Genomic DNA, 14,652 nt, shown 5'->3' with positions numbered 1-14,652 from the left:
ATAGGGGCCCGCAATGTATCAAGTTCTCTACTGTCTTACCGAGGAGCACGACTGGCGGCTCGTCGCGCTTGGCGGCGCGGTGTGCCTGCTCGCAAGCGCGGCGGCGATCAGCCTGTTTCACCGGGCGCGCGCGACACACGGCTCCGGGCGCCTGGTCTGGATCGCCCTGGATGCCGCCGTCAGCGGATGCGGCATCTGGGCGACGCATTTCATTGCGATGCTCGCCTACGGGCCGGGCGGCGCCGGCGCCTACAACATCCCGGTGACGATCCTTTCGCTGATCTTCGCGATCTCCTTAACCTTCGTGGGGCTGAGTCTGGCGGCATCCTCCGCGCGCGCGCCGTGGATCGTGCTCGGCGGCGCCATCGTCGGCACCGCGGTCGCGACGATGCATTATACCGGCATGGCGGCGCTGGAGATGCCGGCACGCGTCGACTGGATCGGGAGCACGGTTGCCGCCTCGGTGCTGTTCGGAATTGTCTTTGCGGCGCTCGCGCTGTTTGTCGCTGCGCGGCGCGACGACCTGTTCCATGCGCTAACCGCGAGCACCCTGCTGACGGTCGCCATCGTCGCACATCATTTCACCGCAATGGGCGCCGTCGTTCTGACGCCGGATCCGACGCTCGCGACCAGCGGGTTATCGATCCCGGCGGCCTCGTTGTCCTTCTTCACAGCGGGTGCCGCGGTCGCGATCATCGCGATTGCGCTCGTGGCCGCGCTGCTCGACCGCCGCGCCAAGGGCGAATTGGGCCGCCAGCGGATCGTGCTGGACACGGCGCTCGAGAACATGTCGCAGGGACTGTGCATGTTCGATGCGGACGGCAAGATCATCCTGTTCAACGAGCGTTATGCCGCGATGCTCGGCCGCACCGACATCCTGCTCACCGGCCGGCTGCTGGTCGACGTGCTGCGAGAGGAGCAGGCCAAGGGTCAGTGGCAGGGCGATGCCGGCGAATTCTTCGCCCGCCTCGTCGCCGACGCGCGCGAGAGCCGCACCACGACGGACGTCGTGACCAGGTTCGGCCGCTCCATCCGGGTCGTGAACCAGCCGATGCAGGGCGGCGGATGGGTCGCGACCTTCGAGGACATCACCGAATGGCTGGAGGCCCAGGCCAAGATCTCGCACATGGCCCGCCATGACGCGCTGACCAGCCTGCCGAACCGTGTGCTGTTCCACGAGCAGCTCGTGCAGGGACTGCGCCGGACCAGATCGGGCGACCAGCTCGCGGTGCTTTGTCTCGATCTCGATCACTTCAAGGACATCAACGACTCCCTCGGCCATCCCATCGGCGACGCGCTGCTCAAGGAGGTCGGGCGCAGGCTGAAGGCCACCGTCGGCGAGAGCGACACGGTGGCGCGGCTCGGGGGCGACGAGTTCGCCGTGGTCCAGATCGGACGTTCGGAGGAAACCGCGGCAAGATCCCTTGCCGGCCGCCTGGTCGAGGTGATCTCGGCGCCCTACGAGATCGACGACCATCAGATCATCATCGGCGTCTCGATCGGCATCTCGCTGTCGCCGCAGGACGGCAGCAATCCCGACGAGCTGTTGAAGAACGCCGACCTCGCGCTGTATCGCGCCAAGGCTGACGGCCGCGGCACCTATCGGTTCTTCGAGACCGGCATGGATGCGCGCGCGCAGGCGCGGCGTCTGCTGGAGATGGACCTGCGCGCCGCCCTGCAACGCGACGAGTTCGAGGCTTACTATCAGCCGATCCGCGACGTCGTCAGCGGTCGCGTCGTCGCGTTCGAGGCGCTGCTGCGCTGGAACCATCCGGAGCGCGGCCTGATCGCGCCGATGAACTTCATTCCGCTGGCCGAAGAGACCGGACTGATCATCCAGCTCGGCGAGTTCGTGCTGCGCTCCGCCTGCACCGACGCGGCCACCTGGCCCGACGATGTCGACGTCGCCGTCAACCTGTCGCCGGTGCAGTTCAAGAATCCGAACCTGATCGCATCCGTGACCGAGGCGCTGGTCGCGTCCGGACTCGACGCGCGCCGTCTCGAGCTCGAGATCACCGAATCCGTGCTGCTCCAGAACAGCGAGGCGACGCTGGCCACGCTGCACGACCTCCGCGCCATGGGCGTACGCATCTCGCTCGACGATTTCGGCACCGGCTATTCATCGCTGAGTTATCTGCGCAGCTTCCCCTTCGACAAGATCAAGATCGACCGCTCCTTCGTGTCGGAACTTGCGACGCGTGAGGATTCCATGGCGATCATCCGCGCCGTGACCGGGCTGGGCCGGAGCCTCGGCATCGTCACCACGGCAGAGGGGGTGGAGAACGACGCGCAGCTCGAGCTGCTCCGGCGCGAAGGCTGCACCCAGGCGCAGGGCTATCTGTTCAGCAAGCCGCGGCCCGCTGCGGATGTCGCGATCATGCTGGACCGACCGCCGTTGCGCGCGACCGCCTGAGGTTAGCCGCGGCGCAGTGCGAAATGCGCGCCGCAGAACGCCATCACGGCACCGAGGCCTAGCGCGGCAATCCCCGCCAGCACGCCCGAGACCGTCGGCACCGGGCTCGGCGCCGAGGCCACCTGGCCTGCGCCCGCAAGCAGCAGCACGCCGACCGCGATCAGGAATTGCCGCATCCGTTGCGGGATCTGGCCCGAGACGGCGCTCTGCATCAATGTCGCCGTGAAATAGCCGCCGGAGAAGCCGACGGAGGCGATCAGCCACCAGGCGATCGCCGCGCCCGCCGGTATGAACTCGTGCGTATCCGAGTGCCAGAGGCCGCCGAGGTCGAGCCCGTAGCGCGCGCCCAGCATGTGCACGGCGAGCGCGAGCAGCACGCCCGAGATCACGGCGGCGCCGAGAATCAGACGGCGCGGAAAAAAAATCGTCTCAGCCATGTCCCGCTTGTAGGATGGGGCAGGGCGCTCACGCAAGCGGATCGCAGATGGGATCGCCCGGATTGGATCGATTGTGAAGATGCAGGATTCGGGAGCTGAGGCGGCTGCGGGCGCGAGCTACGCCTACAAGGCGTCGCTGATCGGCTCGGCGCATCGCTTCGAACTGACGGAGGAGGGGCTGTCCTGGCACATCGGCGGCCGTTCGGCCCTGTGGCGTTATGACGAGATCAGTGCAATCCGGCTGTCGTTCCGCCCGGTGTCGATGCAGCAGCACCGCTTTCGCGCCGATGTCAGCCACACCGGTGGCGGCCGCATGGCGATCCTCTCGACGAGCTGGGAAACCGCGGCCCTAATGGCGCCGCAGGACAATGGTTTTCGCGACTTCATCGTCGCGTTGCACGCGCGCATGGCGCAGGCCGGCAGCCACGCCGAGTTGACCGCGGGCCTCGGCCGAAGGACTTACGCGACAATGCTGGCTTTTCTTGCGGTGCTTGCAGTGGCGATGACGGGGCTCCTGATCCGCGCGCTCGCGATCGGCGAATTCGCCGGGGCGCTGTTCATCATCGGCTTTGCCGCGCTGTTCGCCTGGCAGATCGGCGGGTTCGTCCGGCGCAACCAGCCGCGGAGCTACAGCTTCGATCGCGTGCCGCGCGCCTTGCTGCCCTAAATGGCCTTGCTGCCTTGGGTGCAATGGGCCGCAACCAAACGTGACTTCGTGCCGTTGCCCCGGTGTCGCATCGTGCTGCCATGTCAACCATGGACCGCGGCACGCGTAGGCCTTCGGCGGATGAGATCTCCGAGATCAACCGCGCACATCTGATCGATGCGCCGCTGCAGCCGGCGGACCTCCTGTTCATGTTCGGCACCCGAGAGGACGTCACGCTGCGGGCCGATACGGCGGCGCGACTATGGCGCCAGGGCTATTTCCGCTGGTCGATTGTCAGCGGCGGCGTGACGGCGGGCTCGGAGCAATCCGAGTGCATGATCATCAAGGCGGCGATGGTCGCGGCGGGCATTCCGGCCGACCGAATTCTCGAGGAACATCGTGCCCAAAACACCGGCGAGAACGTGATCCTCTCGCTGCCGATCATTGACGCGGCGCTCGGGCTGCACAATGTCCGCAGCGTGATCTGCCTCGGCAACACCTGGACCGCGCGGCGCTATCCGATGACGCTGCACCGGCACTGGCCGGAGGTCGAGAAAATGCTGCTCACTGTCGACAGCTTTGCGACGCCGCGCGCGCTCTGGCACACCGATCCCGAATTTTGCCGCCGCATGCTGCACGAATGGGACAAGATCGAGCCTTACAAGGCGAAGGGCTTCATCGCGGAATGGCCGGAGGCCTGAGCGGGGGAACGGCATCAGATTATTGCTTGACGCGTTTTCTTGACGCGAACCGGTACCCACTTCGCTCGAGAATGCTTTAGCTACTCCGTCGAGTCGAAATCCTCTTCCTTGGTGCCGAGCAGCGATGCGATCGTGCGCAGGCCGGAATCGAGCTGCTCGAACGAGGGCGGGGCGAGCGCGAGCCGCACCGCGTTCGGTGCGTGGCCATGGGCGATCGCGAAGGTCGAGGACGGTGTCAGCGCGATGCCGCGCCGGGCTGCTGCGGCGACGAAGGTCTGCGAGCGCCAGTGTGCCGGCAGCGTGAGCCAGAGGTGATAGGAGCGCGGATCGGCGGCGAGCTGGTAGCCGGCGAGCAGCCTTGCCGCAGCCTGCTGGCGGCGCGCGGCGTCGACGCGTTTCAGCCGCGTCAGCTCGGCGACGGTGCCGTCTGCCATCAGCCGCTGCCCGGACGCCAGCGCATGGCCGGACGCGATCCAGCCGCCGGTGCGGACCGCGCTCATCACGCTCTCACGCAGTCGTGGCGGCGCGACCAGGATGCCGAGCGCGAGGCCCGGCGCGACCTTCTTGGACAGGCTGTCGATCACGATGCAGCGGTCGGGGCCAAGCGCGGCCAGCGGCGTGTCGTCGGCCAGGAAGCCGTAGACGGCGTCCTCGATGATGGTGAGATCGAGTTTCTCGGCGACGCGCATGATGTCCGCGCGCCGTGTCGCGTTCATGGTGACGCCGAGCGGGTTTTGGATGATGGGCTGGAGATACAGCGCCGACAGATGCGCCTCGCGATGCGCCTTCTGGATGGCGTCGGGGCGCGCGCCAAATTCGTCGATCGGTATCGGGACCAGCGTCACGCCGAGCCGCGCGGCGATGCTCTTGACGTAAGGATAGGTCAGCGCCTCGACGCCGCAGCGGCCGCCGGTGGGAACGAGGGCTGCGAGGGCGGCCGCGAGCGACTGCTTGCCGTTGGCGGTGAAGACGATCTGCTCGGCCTGCGGGGCGAAATCCTTGCGCGCGAGATAGGCGGCGGCTGCATTGCGCGCGCTCTTGGTCCCGGTGCTGGTGGAGACGCGCAGCGCGGATTCGAGCGCGTCGACGCGCTCGAGGCCCGCAAGGCTCTTGGCGATCATCGCCCATTGCTGCGGCAGCAGCGGGTAATTGACCTCGAAATCGATCCGCGCGTCGCGCGGCTCGCTCAGCGCCTCGACCTCGCGCCTGATGGCGCCGGAGATGAAGGTGCCGCGGCCGACTTCGCCGACGACGAGGCCGCGGCGGAGCAACTCCGTATAAACCCGGCTCGCGGTCGAGACCGCGATGCCACGGTCATAGGCAAAATTGCGCTGCGGCGGCAGCCGATCGCCCGGTCTTAACGTGCCGTTAGAGATATCGAGAGCAATGGCATCGGCAAGCTTCACGTATTCGAACTTGGACATTATTGCACCGAGAGCAATGTTTCACTTGCTCCGAGTAGTGTAGTGGAGCATTTAAGTTCCATCAAGCTTCACGATTGAGCTGAGGAGAGCGAGAGCAATCCGAGGCAAATGAGGTGCAGGCGCTCGGGCGCGTGCGCCAACGGCATCCGCTTCGCCGCGTGGACAACAGGCCGGAGAAGGACAATGACCACGATCTCGCAGACCGCCGGGCGGAGTTTACGCTCATCCTCGTCGGACGGATTTTTCCGCAAGCTGGCCAACGGCGCCTATGCGCTGTTCGACCGCCTGGAGCAACGCTCCGCCGTCAAGACGCTGAACGACCTCGATGACCGCGCCTTGCGCGACATCGGGATCACGCGCAGCCAGATCGAGGACGCGGTCTACGGCCAGGCCAAAGCAGAGCTGACGCGGTATCTGTAAGCGCTTTTCGCCCGTGTCCCGGACGCGCTGCAACGCCTCTTCGCGTTGCTGCGCAGAGCCGGGAGCCAGGAAGCCACAGCCATCGCTGCAACATGGGCCCCGGCTCTGCAGCGCACCGCTGAAGTAGCGCTACGCTGCGTCCGGGGCACGAGACCGAGTTTTCGGGCACACCTGCTTCAACATCGTCATTGCGAGCGCAGCGAAGCAATCCAGAATCCCACCGCGGAAAGACTCTGGATTGTTTCGCTGCGCTCGCAATGACGGCGTTTCTGGGTAGCACTGTCGCTCCTTCGGCTCGCGCTTTCTTCGTAGACACACCTTCGCATCCTCGCGGCTTGTTTTCGCCCGAGCTTTGCTCTTCATCGCCTTGCCCTCTTGAGAAAGAGGGCGCAGGGAAGACCGGGCGCCGGCTGGCACCCGCGGTCCACTGTGCGAAGTTGCAGTAAGAAAATCTGCACAGCGGCATACAGGTGAAGCCAAAACGTCCGGCCTTCCCTGCGCAGCGGTTTTACGGCTTATGCCCGTGCTCTCCCCGGGGAGCGATGCACTATTGCCCCCGTCGCCTCATGGATGACTGATGCGCGCGCCCGGTCGGGCCGCCACATCACCACAAGACTTGACGCACAGACCCCGGGGCGTCAGGACGACACGGTTTTGCCGTACGCAGACCGCACCGGTCGTGTGCGCGACGCCTTCGCTCACGGTTGCCCGCCCTGCGAAGCCCTTCGCGCCGGTGTGGCCCAGCGTCCGCCGCCGTCCGGCCCGCGTTCGTGACGATCGCGATACGCCCCTCTTCCTTGGGCCGGGTTGCCGCGACACATACGTGATTTCCGAATTTCGGTAAAGTGGAATATTTTTCGTGGCAGGTCTTGACCCGCTGCTTGGGTGTTTTGCCTGTCAGGCAATGCAAGGGCTTGTCGCCCGGATGAGCGAAGCGACATCCGGGAATCGTGACACGAGCTAGCCCGGGTATTGCTTCGCTCACCCGGGCTACGACCTGGCAGCTTGCACTGCTGAGTTTCGCCGCAACCCTCAGTGCCTGACCACCAGCACCGAGCACTTCGCATAACGCACCACGTGCCCGGCATTGGAGCCGAGGAAATAGGTGCGCATCGCCGGCCGGTGCGAGGTCATCACGATCAGCTCGGCCTTCATGTGCACGGCTTCCTCCAGGATCTCGTGATAGATGCCGCCCTGGCGCACCACGCTGGAGATGCGGGAAGGCTCGATGCCGGACTCGCGTGCGACGATGGCGAGGGCTTCTTCCGAGGTCTGGCGCTGCTGTTCGTCGAAATCGGCCGGCACGTATTCGGCCAGCATCACCGGCGTCATCGGCAGCACGTTGAGCAGGCGCACCACGCCGCTCCAGGTCTGCGACAGCGTTGCCGCGGTCGCGATCGCCGGCTTGGCGAGGTCGGTGTCGGCGAGGTCGATGGGCACGAGGATGGACTTGAACATCTGCGCTCCAAATCTTCCAGTCAGGACGTCTTGCCAGCACGTCGCGCGATCAACCCGATCGAAGCAGCCTTAACTTCGAAGCAACCTCGGACTGACGAACAGCACCAGCTTGCCGCGGCGGTAAGCCACGTCACCCCAATCCTTGACGTCAAAGTCGAAGATCGCAAGCCCCGACGTGGGCAGGTTGTCGGCGAGCGCCTTGGCGGCGGCGGGATCGCCGCCGCCCGTCAGCATCAGGGCGATCTCGTGCATGCCCGGATTGTGGCCGACCACCAGCAACTGCTTCGGGTCGGCCGGGACGGTTGCAGTGCGAATGGATTCCAGGATCTGGGCGGGATCGGCGGCGTAGAGTTCCGGCAGGATCTCGACCTGCGGCGCGGCGACGCGGTCCTTCATGGTCTCCCAGGCGATGTCCCAGGTCTGCCGGGCCCGGACCGCATGCGATACCAGCACGGCCTCGGGAAAGGGGGGATGGGAGGCCATCCAGTCGCCGATCTCGGCGGCATCCTTGTGGCCGCGGTCGTCGAGCCGGCGGTCCTGGTCACGGCCGCTCGGCGCGTCGGTCTCGGTCTTGGCGTGACGCAGCAGCAGCAAACGGCGCATGGCATTCTCGAATCGTTACACGACCAGGATAATCTACAGGCGCTGGTCGAGGACAAGGTGACAAGCGGCCGCTCAGTCCTTTAAGAAACGACATGAGCGAGACTTTCACAAGCGTGTCCCAGGAAGAAGCCGGCTTTCGCGACCGTGCGCGGCTGTCGTTCGACCTCGATGCGGACATTTGCGTCATCGGGGCCGGGCTTGCAGGGCTCTCCATTGCGCTCGAGGCGGCCCGGCTGGGGGCCAGCGTCGCGGTGCTCGAGGGCCGCCACATCGGCTGGAACGCTTCCGGCAATCAACTCGGCACCGTGATGCCGGGCTTCGCGCTGCCGCTAGCCGAGCTGATCGAGCGGATCGGATTCGAGGACGCGCGGGAATTGTGGACGCTGTCGAAAGCGGGCGCCGAGTTCGTCCGGGCCAACGCCACGGAAGAGAACATGCCGGGGATCGGCCCGACCGCCGGCGTGCTCGAGGTCTCCAACGTCGATGCCGGCGACCGGCTGATCAGCCGCTTGCAAATGCTGAACGAGGATTTCGACACCGAGGCCGAGGGCTGGCAGGTCGATCGCGTCCGCGAGGTGCTCAAGACCGATCACTACTTCCATGGCGTGTATTATCCGAAGGCGTTCCAGGTCGACGGGCGCAAATATGTGCACGGCCTCGCGGCGCTGGCGCGGCGGGCGGGGGCGCGCATCTTCGAGGATACGCCGGTCGTCAGCATCGATCATTCCGGCATCCGCAAGCGCATCGTCACGCCCTCGGCGCGGCTGCGCGCCACCCATATCGTGCTCGCCGGCAACATCCATCTCGGTGCGCCGTTGCGGCGCCTGTCGGAGACGCTGCTGCCGGTCTGGCGCTATGCCGGCATCACCGCGCCGCTCGGCGAGCGCGTGCACGAGATCATCGCCTTCAAGGGATCGGTGATGGATTCCGACGGCGTCGATCATTTCCGGATCGTCGATGGCGACCGCCTGATGTGGGAGAGCCCGGAGACCACCTGGGCGGCGCGACCACAACGCTTTGCGGGCGCCGTCAAGCGGCGGATCCGGTCCATCTTCCCCCAACTCGGCAATGTCGAAATCACCGAGACCTTCGGCGGCGCCACCGGCCAGACCGTGCATGGCATGCCGCAGATCGGCCAGTTGCGCAAAGGCCTGTGGGTGGCCAGCGGGTTCGGCCGCCAGGGCATGAACACCTCGGCCATGGCCGGGCAGATGATCGCGCGCAGCATCCTGTGGGGCGACGAGCGCTGGAAGCTGTTCTCACCGTTCGAGCTGGTCTGGGCGGGGGGAACGACGGGGCGGGTTGCCGGCCAACTGGTCGGAATCTGGGGTAGGGCGAGTTCCGCTGCCGCAGGCTCGCTTGCCCGCTATCGTGAACGTGCCAGGGTCAAGGACAGAGAACGCGAGACACGCCTCGCCGAAGCCAACCGGGCCGCCGGCACCGGTCCGCGCCGGCCTCCCTCTGGCGTCAGGCCGCGGCTTACCCAGCCGCCGAAAACTGCGGCAGAAGCCATTGAACCAGCCTCGGAACCAGCCTCGGAACCAGCCCCGGAACCGGTCTCGCGCGACGACAGCGTCCCGCAAGAGACCCGAGAAAAATCCCGCCCGGAAGTGTAACGTCTGCCGTGAGAGCCCGTATCTCAGGGCGTAGACGCTCCCGCATGGAGAATGAGATGTTTGACCGCCGCATCCTGTTGACGACCGTCGCCGGCCTGTTCGGCCTTGCGGCCTTCCGCTGGCTCAGAGCATCGCCCGCGGAGGCTGGAGAGAAAGCCGCGCAAAAATTCGAGATCGAGAAAACGGACGCCGAATGGCGTGCCCACCTCACCCCGCAGCAATATGAGATCCTGCGCAAGGAGGGCACCGAGCGGCCGGGCTCCAGCCCGCTGCTCAAGGAGCACCGCAAGGGCATCTTCGCCTGCGCCGGCTGCGACCTGCCGCTGTTCGCCTCCGACACCAAATTCGAGAGCGGCACGGGCTGGCCGAGCTTCTACCAGCCGATCGAGGGCAATGTCGGCAAGACCGAGGACCGGACCTACGGCATGCTCCGCACCGAGGTGCATTGCCGGCGCTGCGGCGGCCATCTCGGCCACGTCTTCGACGACGGTCCGAAGCCGACCGGATTGCGCTACTGCATCGACGGTTTCGGGCTGGTCTTCCATCCCGCGGCGGCGTCCGCAACCTAGGTTTCGTCCGGCAATTGTTGCCGGTCCCGGCAATTGTGCCCCGGTCGTCCGACCGGGGCTTTTTCATTAAGTCATTGATTTCGTGAAAGTACCCGCATTGGCATAGCCCTTGCGACAGTCTCCTCCGACTGCGGCCATGGTCGACCGGCCGCCGAGATCGGATCTGGAGACAAAGTTATGGGTATCTTCGATGCAATGAACACCTCGGTGGGTGGCCTGCAGGCGCAGTCCTACGCGCTGCAGAACATTTCCGGCAACATCGCGAACTCATCCACCACCGCTTACAAGGGCATCGGCACCAGCTTCGTCGATCTCATTCCCGATTCATCGGTCCCGAGCAAGCAGGTCGCGGGCGGCGTGACCGCCAACGCCAAGGCCACCATCACCACGCAGGGTACGATCTCGGGCTCCAGCGTCGCCACCAACATGGCGATCACCGGTGACGGCTTCTTCTCGATTCAGAAGGCGACGGGCGTGGTCGACAACGCGCCGGTGTTCAGCGGCGTCACCTATTACACGCGGCGTGGCGACTTCCAGCTCAATGCCAACGGCAATCTGGTCAACGGCGCCGGCTATTACCTGATGGGCGTCACGGTCGACCCGAAGACCGGCAACCCGCAAGGCAACGTTGCGACAGTCCTGAAATTCCAGAACAACTTCATCCCGGCGCAGGCGACCACATCGATCCAGTACGCGGCCAACCTGCCGACCCAGCCGAACACCGTGGCGAGCACGACGGCGGCGACCAAGACGTTGCTGGCGGCCGGCGGACTGAACCCTTCGGACTTCGCGGCCAACCCGCTGCCGGTCGGCACGCCGCCTCCGCCGTATGCAAACGCCACAACGTCCGGCGCTGCCGCGACCGGTAATATTCGCTCACCATACTCGTCGACCACGGCGACCGGCACAGCGGCGCTCCAGAACAACTCTGCGGCGGTCGCATCGACCACAACTTCGCTCGACAACGCCCTGGGTACGCATCTCGCCTCCACCACCCTCACCGCGCTCAGCGGCCAGGTGCTGACCGTCAACGGCAACACGATCACGTTCAACGGCGGCACCACTGTCGTGACGGCCGGCAGCAACACCACGATCGGTCTCGGCGCGGGCACGACGGCCACGGTGGCCAGCATCATCTCCGCCATCCAGTTGGCCGGCGGCGCCGGCGTTACCGCATCGCTCAACCCCAGCGGCAACATCGTGATCTCCAGCGGCACCAGCACCGACGTACCGGTTGGTAGCGGCCAGGCGGCCACGGCGCTCGGGATCAGCAGCGTAACGCGCGGCGGCAACGTGCTGTCCTCCCCAGCAATCTCGGGCGCCACGGTGCTGAGCGGCGCGGCGGCGGCCGGCGGCGCCGAGGTGATCACATCGGGCTTCTCCGCCGGCGACGTCATCACGGTCAATGGTCAGCCGCTGACCTTCATGGCCGCCGGCGCGTCAGGCCCGAACCAAATCAACGTCACCGACAACATCACGATGCTGCTCGGCAAAATCGACGCGCTCTCCGGTGCAACGGGGTCGTCGGTCAGCAGTGGCGGCGTGATCACGCTGAACACCGGCACAGCTTCCAACCTGTCGGTGGCGAGCTCCAACAGCGCAGCCTTCGCCGCGCTCGGCTTCACCTCGACCATTACCAAGAATCGTGACGGTGGTGGCGTTGCCGGTACCGGCGGTGTGATCGGCAATGACATCGCCACCTTCACCAAGGAATCGATCAGCGGTGGCGCGGTGACCGCCTACAACGCGGCCGGCACGCCGGTGAACCTGCAATTGCGCTGGGCCAAGACCGACAGCGCCTCGCTGGGCGCGGGCCATGCCGATAGCTGGAACATGTTCTACCAGACCGACCCGAATGCGACCGGCACGACCGTCGGCTGGGTCAATACCGGCCAGGCCTTCACCTTTGCCGCCGACGGCTCGCTGACCTCGCCGAGCGGCTCGGGTATCACCATCAACAACGTCAGCGTCAGCGGTCAATCGCTGGGCTCGGTCTCTTTCAACATCTCCTCGGGCGGACTGACGCAATATGCCAGCACCAGCGGCGCGGTCACCATCAACACCATCACCCAGAACGGCTATGCCGCCGGTCAGCTTCGCTCGGTCGCCGTCAACAACAACGGCCTCGTGGTCGGGACTTTCTCCAACGGCCAGAACCTCGACCTCGCACAGGTCTCGTTGTCGCACTTCAACGGCACCAACTACCTGAAGGCGCAGGATGGCGGCGCTTACTCAGCGACCGAACAGTCAGGCGCCGCGATCGATGGCGCTTCCGGTTCGATCAGCGGCTCGTCGCTGGAAGGCTCGAACACCGACATCGCCGACGAATTCACCAAGCTGATCGTGACCCAGCAGGCCTATTCGGCCAACACCAAGGTGATCACGACGGCGAATACGATGGTGCAGGACCTCTTGAACGTGTTGCGCTGATTGGGGCGTGACGTAACCAAAGGCGGCAAGTCAACATGGGTTTGAGTTCAGCCCTCGCCAGTGCGATGAGCGGTCTGCGTGCCAATCAGGCTGCGCTCTCGATCGTTTCCTCGAACGTCGCCAACTCGCAGACGCCGGGTTACGTCGTCCAGACGCCGAACCAGATCGAGGTCACCACCGGCGACTTCGGCTCGACGGTGACGACGACCGGCGTCAGCCGCGAGCTCGACACCTATGTGCAGAAGCAGCTGCGCACCGAGACCGGCGGCGGCGGCTACGCCGACCAGATGGCCAACATTCTGAAGCAGCTTCAGAATGTCTATGGCACGCCCGGCAACAGCGGTACGCTCGAAACCGCGCTGAACAGTTTCACCACGGCGCTGCAGGCGCTGTCGACCAACGCGGGCTCGTCGTCGGCGCAAACGGTTGCGCTCGGCGCCGCGCAGACGCTGGCGCAGCAGCTCAACCTCACCACCAAGGGCATCCAGTCGCTGCGCTCCAACGTCGAGCAGGATCTCAGCACCTCGGCGCAGCAGGCCAACGCGGCGATGCAGCAAGTCGCCGACATCAACTCCCGGCTCCAGGGCCTGTCGGAACACGACCCCTCGGCTGCGACGCTGATGGACCAGCGCGACCAGGCCATCAACACGCTGTCGAAATATGTCGACGTCCACGTCACCGTCGACGGGTCCAATCAGGCCAACATCTACACCACCACCGGCATCCAGCTGGTCGGCGCCGGGCTGGCCTCGCAATTCACCTTTGCGTCCGCCGGTGCGCTGTCGGCGACTTCGCTCTACAATATCGATCCGGCCAAATCCGGCGTCGGGGCGTTCAACATCAAGCTCCCGAACGGATCCTCGGTCGACGTCATCGCCAACAACGTGGTGTCTTCGGGCCAGATCGCGGCCGATCTGAAGCTGCGCGACCAGACGCTGGTGCAGGCGCAGAACCAGATCGACCAGTTCGCCGCAACGATGTCGAGCGCGTTGTCGGACAAGACCACGGCCGGCAGCACGGTCACCGGCCCGCCGGCCGGCTTCGATCTCGACCTTGCCGGGGCGGCGCCGGGCAACAGCGTCAACTTCAGCTACACCGAAACGACCACCAACACGAAGCGACAGGTCACGCTGGTCAACGTGACTGATCCGGCGGCGCTGCCGCTGCAGAACTCCACCAACGCCAATCCGATGCAGATCGGGGTGAACTTCTCCGGCGGCATGAGCGCGATCGCCTCGGCGCTCAACACCGCACTTTCCGGCTCGCATCTGTCGTTCGCCGCCGCCCCGTCGCCGGCGACGGCCACCACATTGCGGGTGACGGACGACAACAGCGGCCTCGCCAAGGTCAATTCGGCCTCGATCACCAAGACGATCTCGTCGCTGACCTCGGGCAATCCGCAACTGCCGCTGTTCACCGATGGCGGCCAGGCGCTCTACACCGGCGCGATCACGGCATCGGGTTCGCAGATGACTGGCCTTGCCGGGCGCATCGCCGTGAACACGCAGCTCGCGACCGATCCGACCAGGCTGTCGATCTACAACACCTCGCCGGTGACGCCCACCGGCGACACCGCGCGCTCGGACTATCTCTATTCGCAGCTCACCTCGGCGGTGTTCTCCTATTCGCCGCAATCCGGTCTGGGCTCGGCGAGCCAGCCCTTCACCGGCAGCGTCTCGAACTACCTCCAGCAGTTCCTGAGCGTTCAGGGCAATGCCGCGACCCAGGCGACCCAGCTCCAGCAGGGCCAGAGCGTCGTGGTCTCGACGCTGCAGGCCAAGTTCAACTCGACCGCCAGCGTCAACCTGGACTCGGAGATGTCGAACCTGATCCAGCTCCAGAATGCCTATGCCGCCAACGCTCATGTCATGTCGGTGGTGCAGAGCATGATGAATACGCTGCTCCAGGCTCAAGTGTAACAAGTAACAGGGCTCT

The 14,652-nt window shown here is 65.6% G+C and carries 12 protein-coding genes; 8 read left to right on the top strand and 4 right to left on the bottom strand.

All coding sequences use genetic code 11. The features are described from left to right. Nucleotides 1-13 precede the first annotated feature (13 nt). Nucleotides 14-2,413, top strand: coding sequence for an EAL domain-containing protein (locus IVB48_RS14325; RefSeq protein ID WP_027566870.1), 2,400 nt, complete (start codon nt 14-16; stop codon nt 2,411-2,413). Nucleotides 2,414-2,415: 2 nt separating this feature from the next. On the opposite strand, the gene IVB48_RS14320 is transcribed toward IVB48_RS14325, so the two are convergent. Then, nucleotides 2,416-2,850, bottom strand: a complete 435-nt coding sequence (locus IVB48_RS14320) for a hypothetical protein (RefSeq protein WP_027566871.1) — start codon at nt 2,848-2,850, stop codon at nt 2,416-2,418. Nucleotides 2,851-2,929: 79 nt separating this feature from the next. On the opposite strand from IVB48_RS14320, the gene IVB48_RS14315 reads away from it, so the two are divergent. After that, on the top strand, nt 2,930-3,517 hold the full coding sequence (locus tag IVB48_RS14315; protein WP_247400468.1) for a hypothetical protein: 588 nt from the start codon (nt 2,930-2,932) through the stop codon (nt 3,515-3,517). An 80-nt stretch (nt 3,518-3,597) separates the two neighbouring features. Further along, a complete protein-coding gene (locus tag IVB48_RS14310) occupies nt 3,598-4,197 on the top strand; it encodes a YdcF family protein (RefSeq protein WP_247400467.1) in 600 nt (199 codons plus the stop codon). 80 nt (nt 4,198-4,277) lie between these two features. On the opposite strand, the gene IVB48_RS14305 is transcribed toward IVB48_RS14310, so the two are convergent. Next, the gene (locus IVB48_RS14305; protein WP_247287368.1) at nt 4,278-5,621 is read right to left on the bottom strand and encodes a PLP-dependent aminotransferase family protein; all 1,344 of its coding nucleotides are present in this window, start codon (nt 5,619-5,621) and stop codon (nt 4,278-4,280) included. A 183-nt stretch (nt 5,622-5,804) separates the two neighbouring features. Here IVB48_RS14305 and IVB48_RS14300 point away from each other — a divergent pair, with 183 nt between their 5' ends. Beyond that, a complete protein-coding gene (locus IVB48_RS14300; protein ID WP_027566875.1) occupies nt 5,805-6,041 on the top strand; it encodes a DUF1127 domain-containing protein in 237 nt (78 codons plus the stop codon). Nucleotides 6,042-7,073: 1,032 nt separating this feature from the next. Here IVB48_RS14300 and IVB48_RS14295 read toward each other — a convergent pair. After that, the gene (locus IVB48_RS14295) at nt 7,074-7,499 is read right to left on the bottom strand and encodes a universal stress protein (RefSeq protein ID WP_007602088.1); all 426 of its coding nucleotides are present in this window, start codon (nt 7,497-7,499) and stop codon (nt 7,074-7,076) included. A gap of 69 nt (nt 7,500-7,568) precedes the next feature. Continuing rightward, nucleotides 7,569-8,102 carry a histidine phosphatase family protein gene (locus tag IVB48_RS14290; RefSeq protein WP_247287367.1) on the bottom strand — a complete coding sequence of 178 codons (534 nt, stop codon included), beginning with the start codon at nt 8,100-8,102 and terminating at the stop codon, nt 7,569-7,571. A 92-nt stretch (nt 8,103-8,194) separates the two neighbouring features. On the opposite strand from IVB48_RS14290, the gene IVB48_RS14285 reads away from it, so the two are divergent. The 4 genes from IVB48_RS14285 to flgK all read left to right on the top strand — a co-directional run bounded on the left by IVB48_RS14285 (nt 8,195) and on the right by flgK (nt 14,636). After that, nucleotides 8,195-9,718, top strand: coding sequence for an FAD-binding oxidoreductase (locus tag IVB48_RS14285; protein ID WP_247400465.1), 1,524 nt, complete (start codon nt 8,195-8,197; stop codon nt 9,716-9,718). A 56-nt stretch (nt 9,719-9,774) separates the two neighbouring features. Then, complete coding sequence (msrB, locus tag IVB48_RS14280) at nt 9,775-10,287, top strand: peptide-methionine (R)-S-oxide reductase MsrB (protein ID WP_247400463.1); 513 nt, start codon at nt 9,775-9,777, stop codon at nt 10,285-10,287. A gap of 177 nt (nt 10,288-10,464) precedes the next feature. Beyond that, nucleotides 10,465-12,717, top strand: a complete 2,253-nt coding sequence (locus IVB48_RS14275; protein ID WP_027566879.1) for a flagellar hook-basal body complex protein — start codon at nt 10,465-10,467, stop codon at nt 12,715-12,717. Between the two features lie 35 nt (nt 12,718-12,752). Beyond that, nucleotides 12,753-14,636 carry a flagellar hook-associated protein FlgK gene (flgK, locus tag IVB48_RS14270; protein WP_247400461.1) on the top strand — a complete coding sequence of 628 codons (1,884 nt, stop codon included), beginning with the start codon at nt 12,753-12,755 and terminating at the stop codon, nt 14,634-14,636. The last annotated feature ends 16 nt before the right edge of the window (nt 14,637-14,652 follow it).

This window comes from Bradyrhizobium sp. 76, from assembly GCF_023073025.1.
Classification (GTDB): domain Bacteria; phylum Pseudomonadota; class Alphaproteobacteria; order Rhizobiales; family Xanthobacteraceae; genus Bradyrhizobium.
The sequence above is the reverse complement of the archived record's forward strand: the minus strand, read 5'-3'. Positions and strand labels throughout refer to the sequence as shown.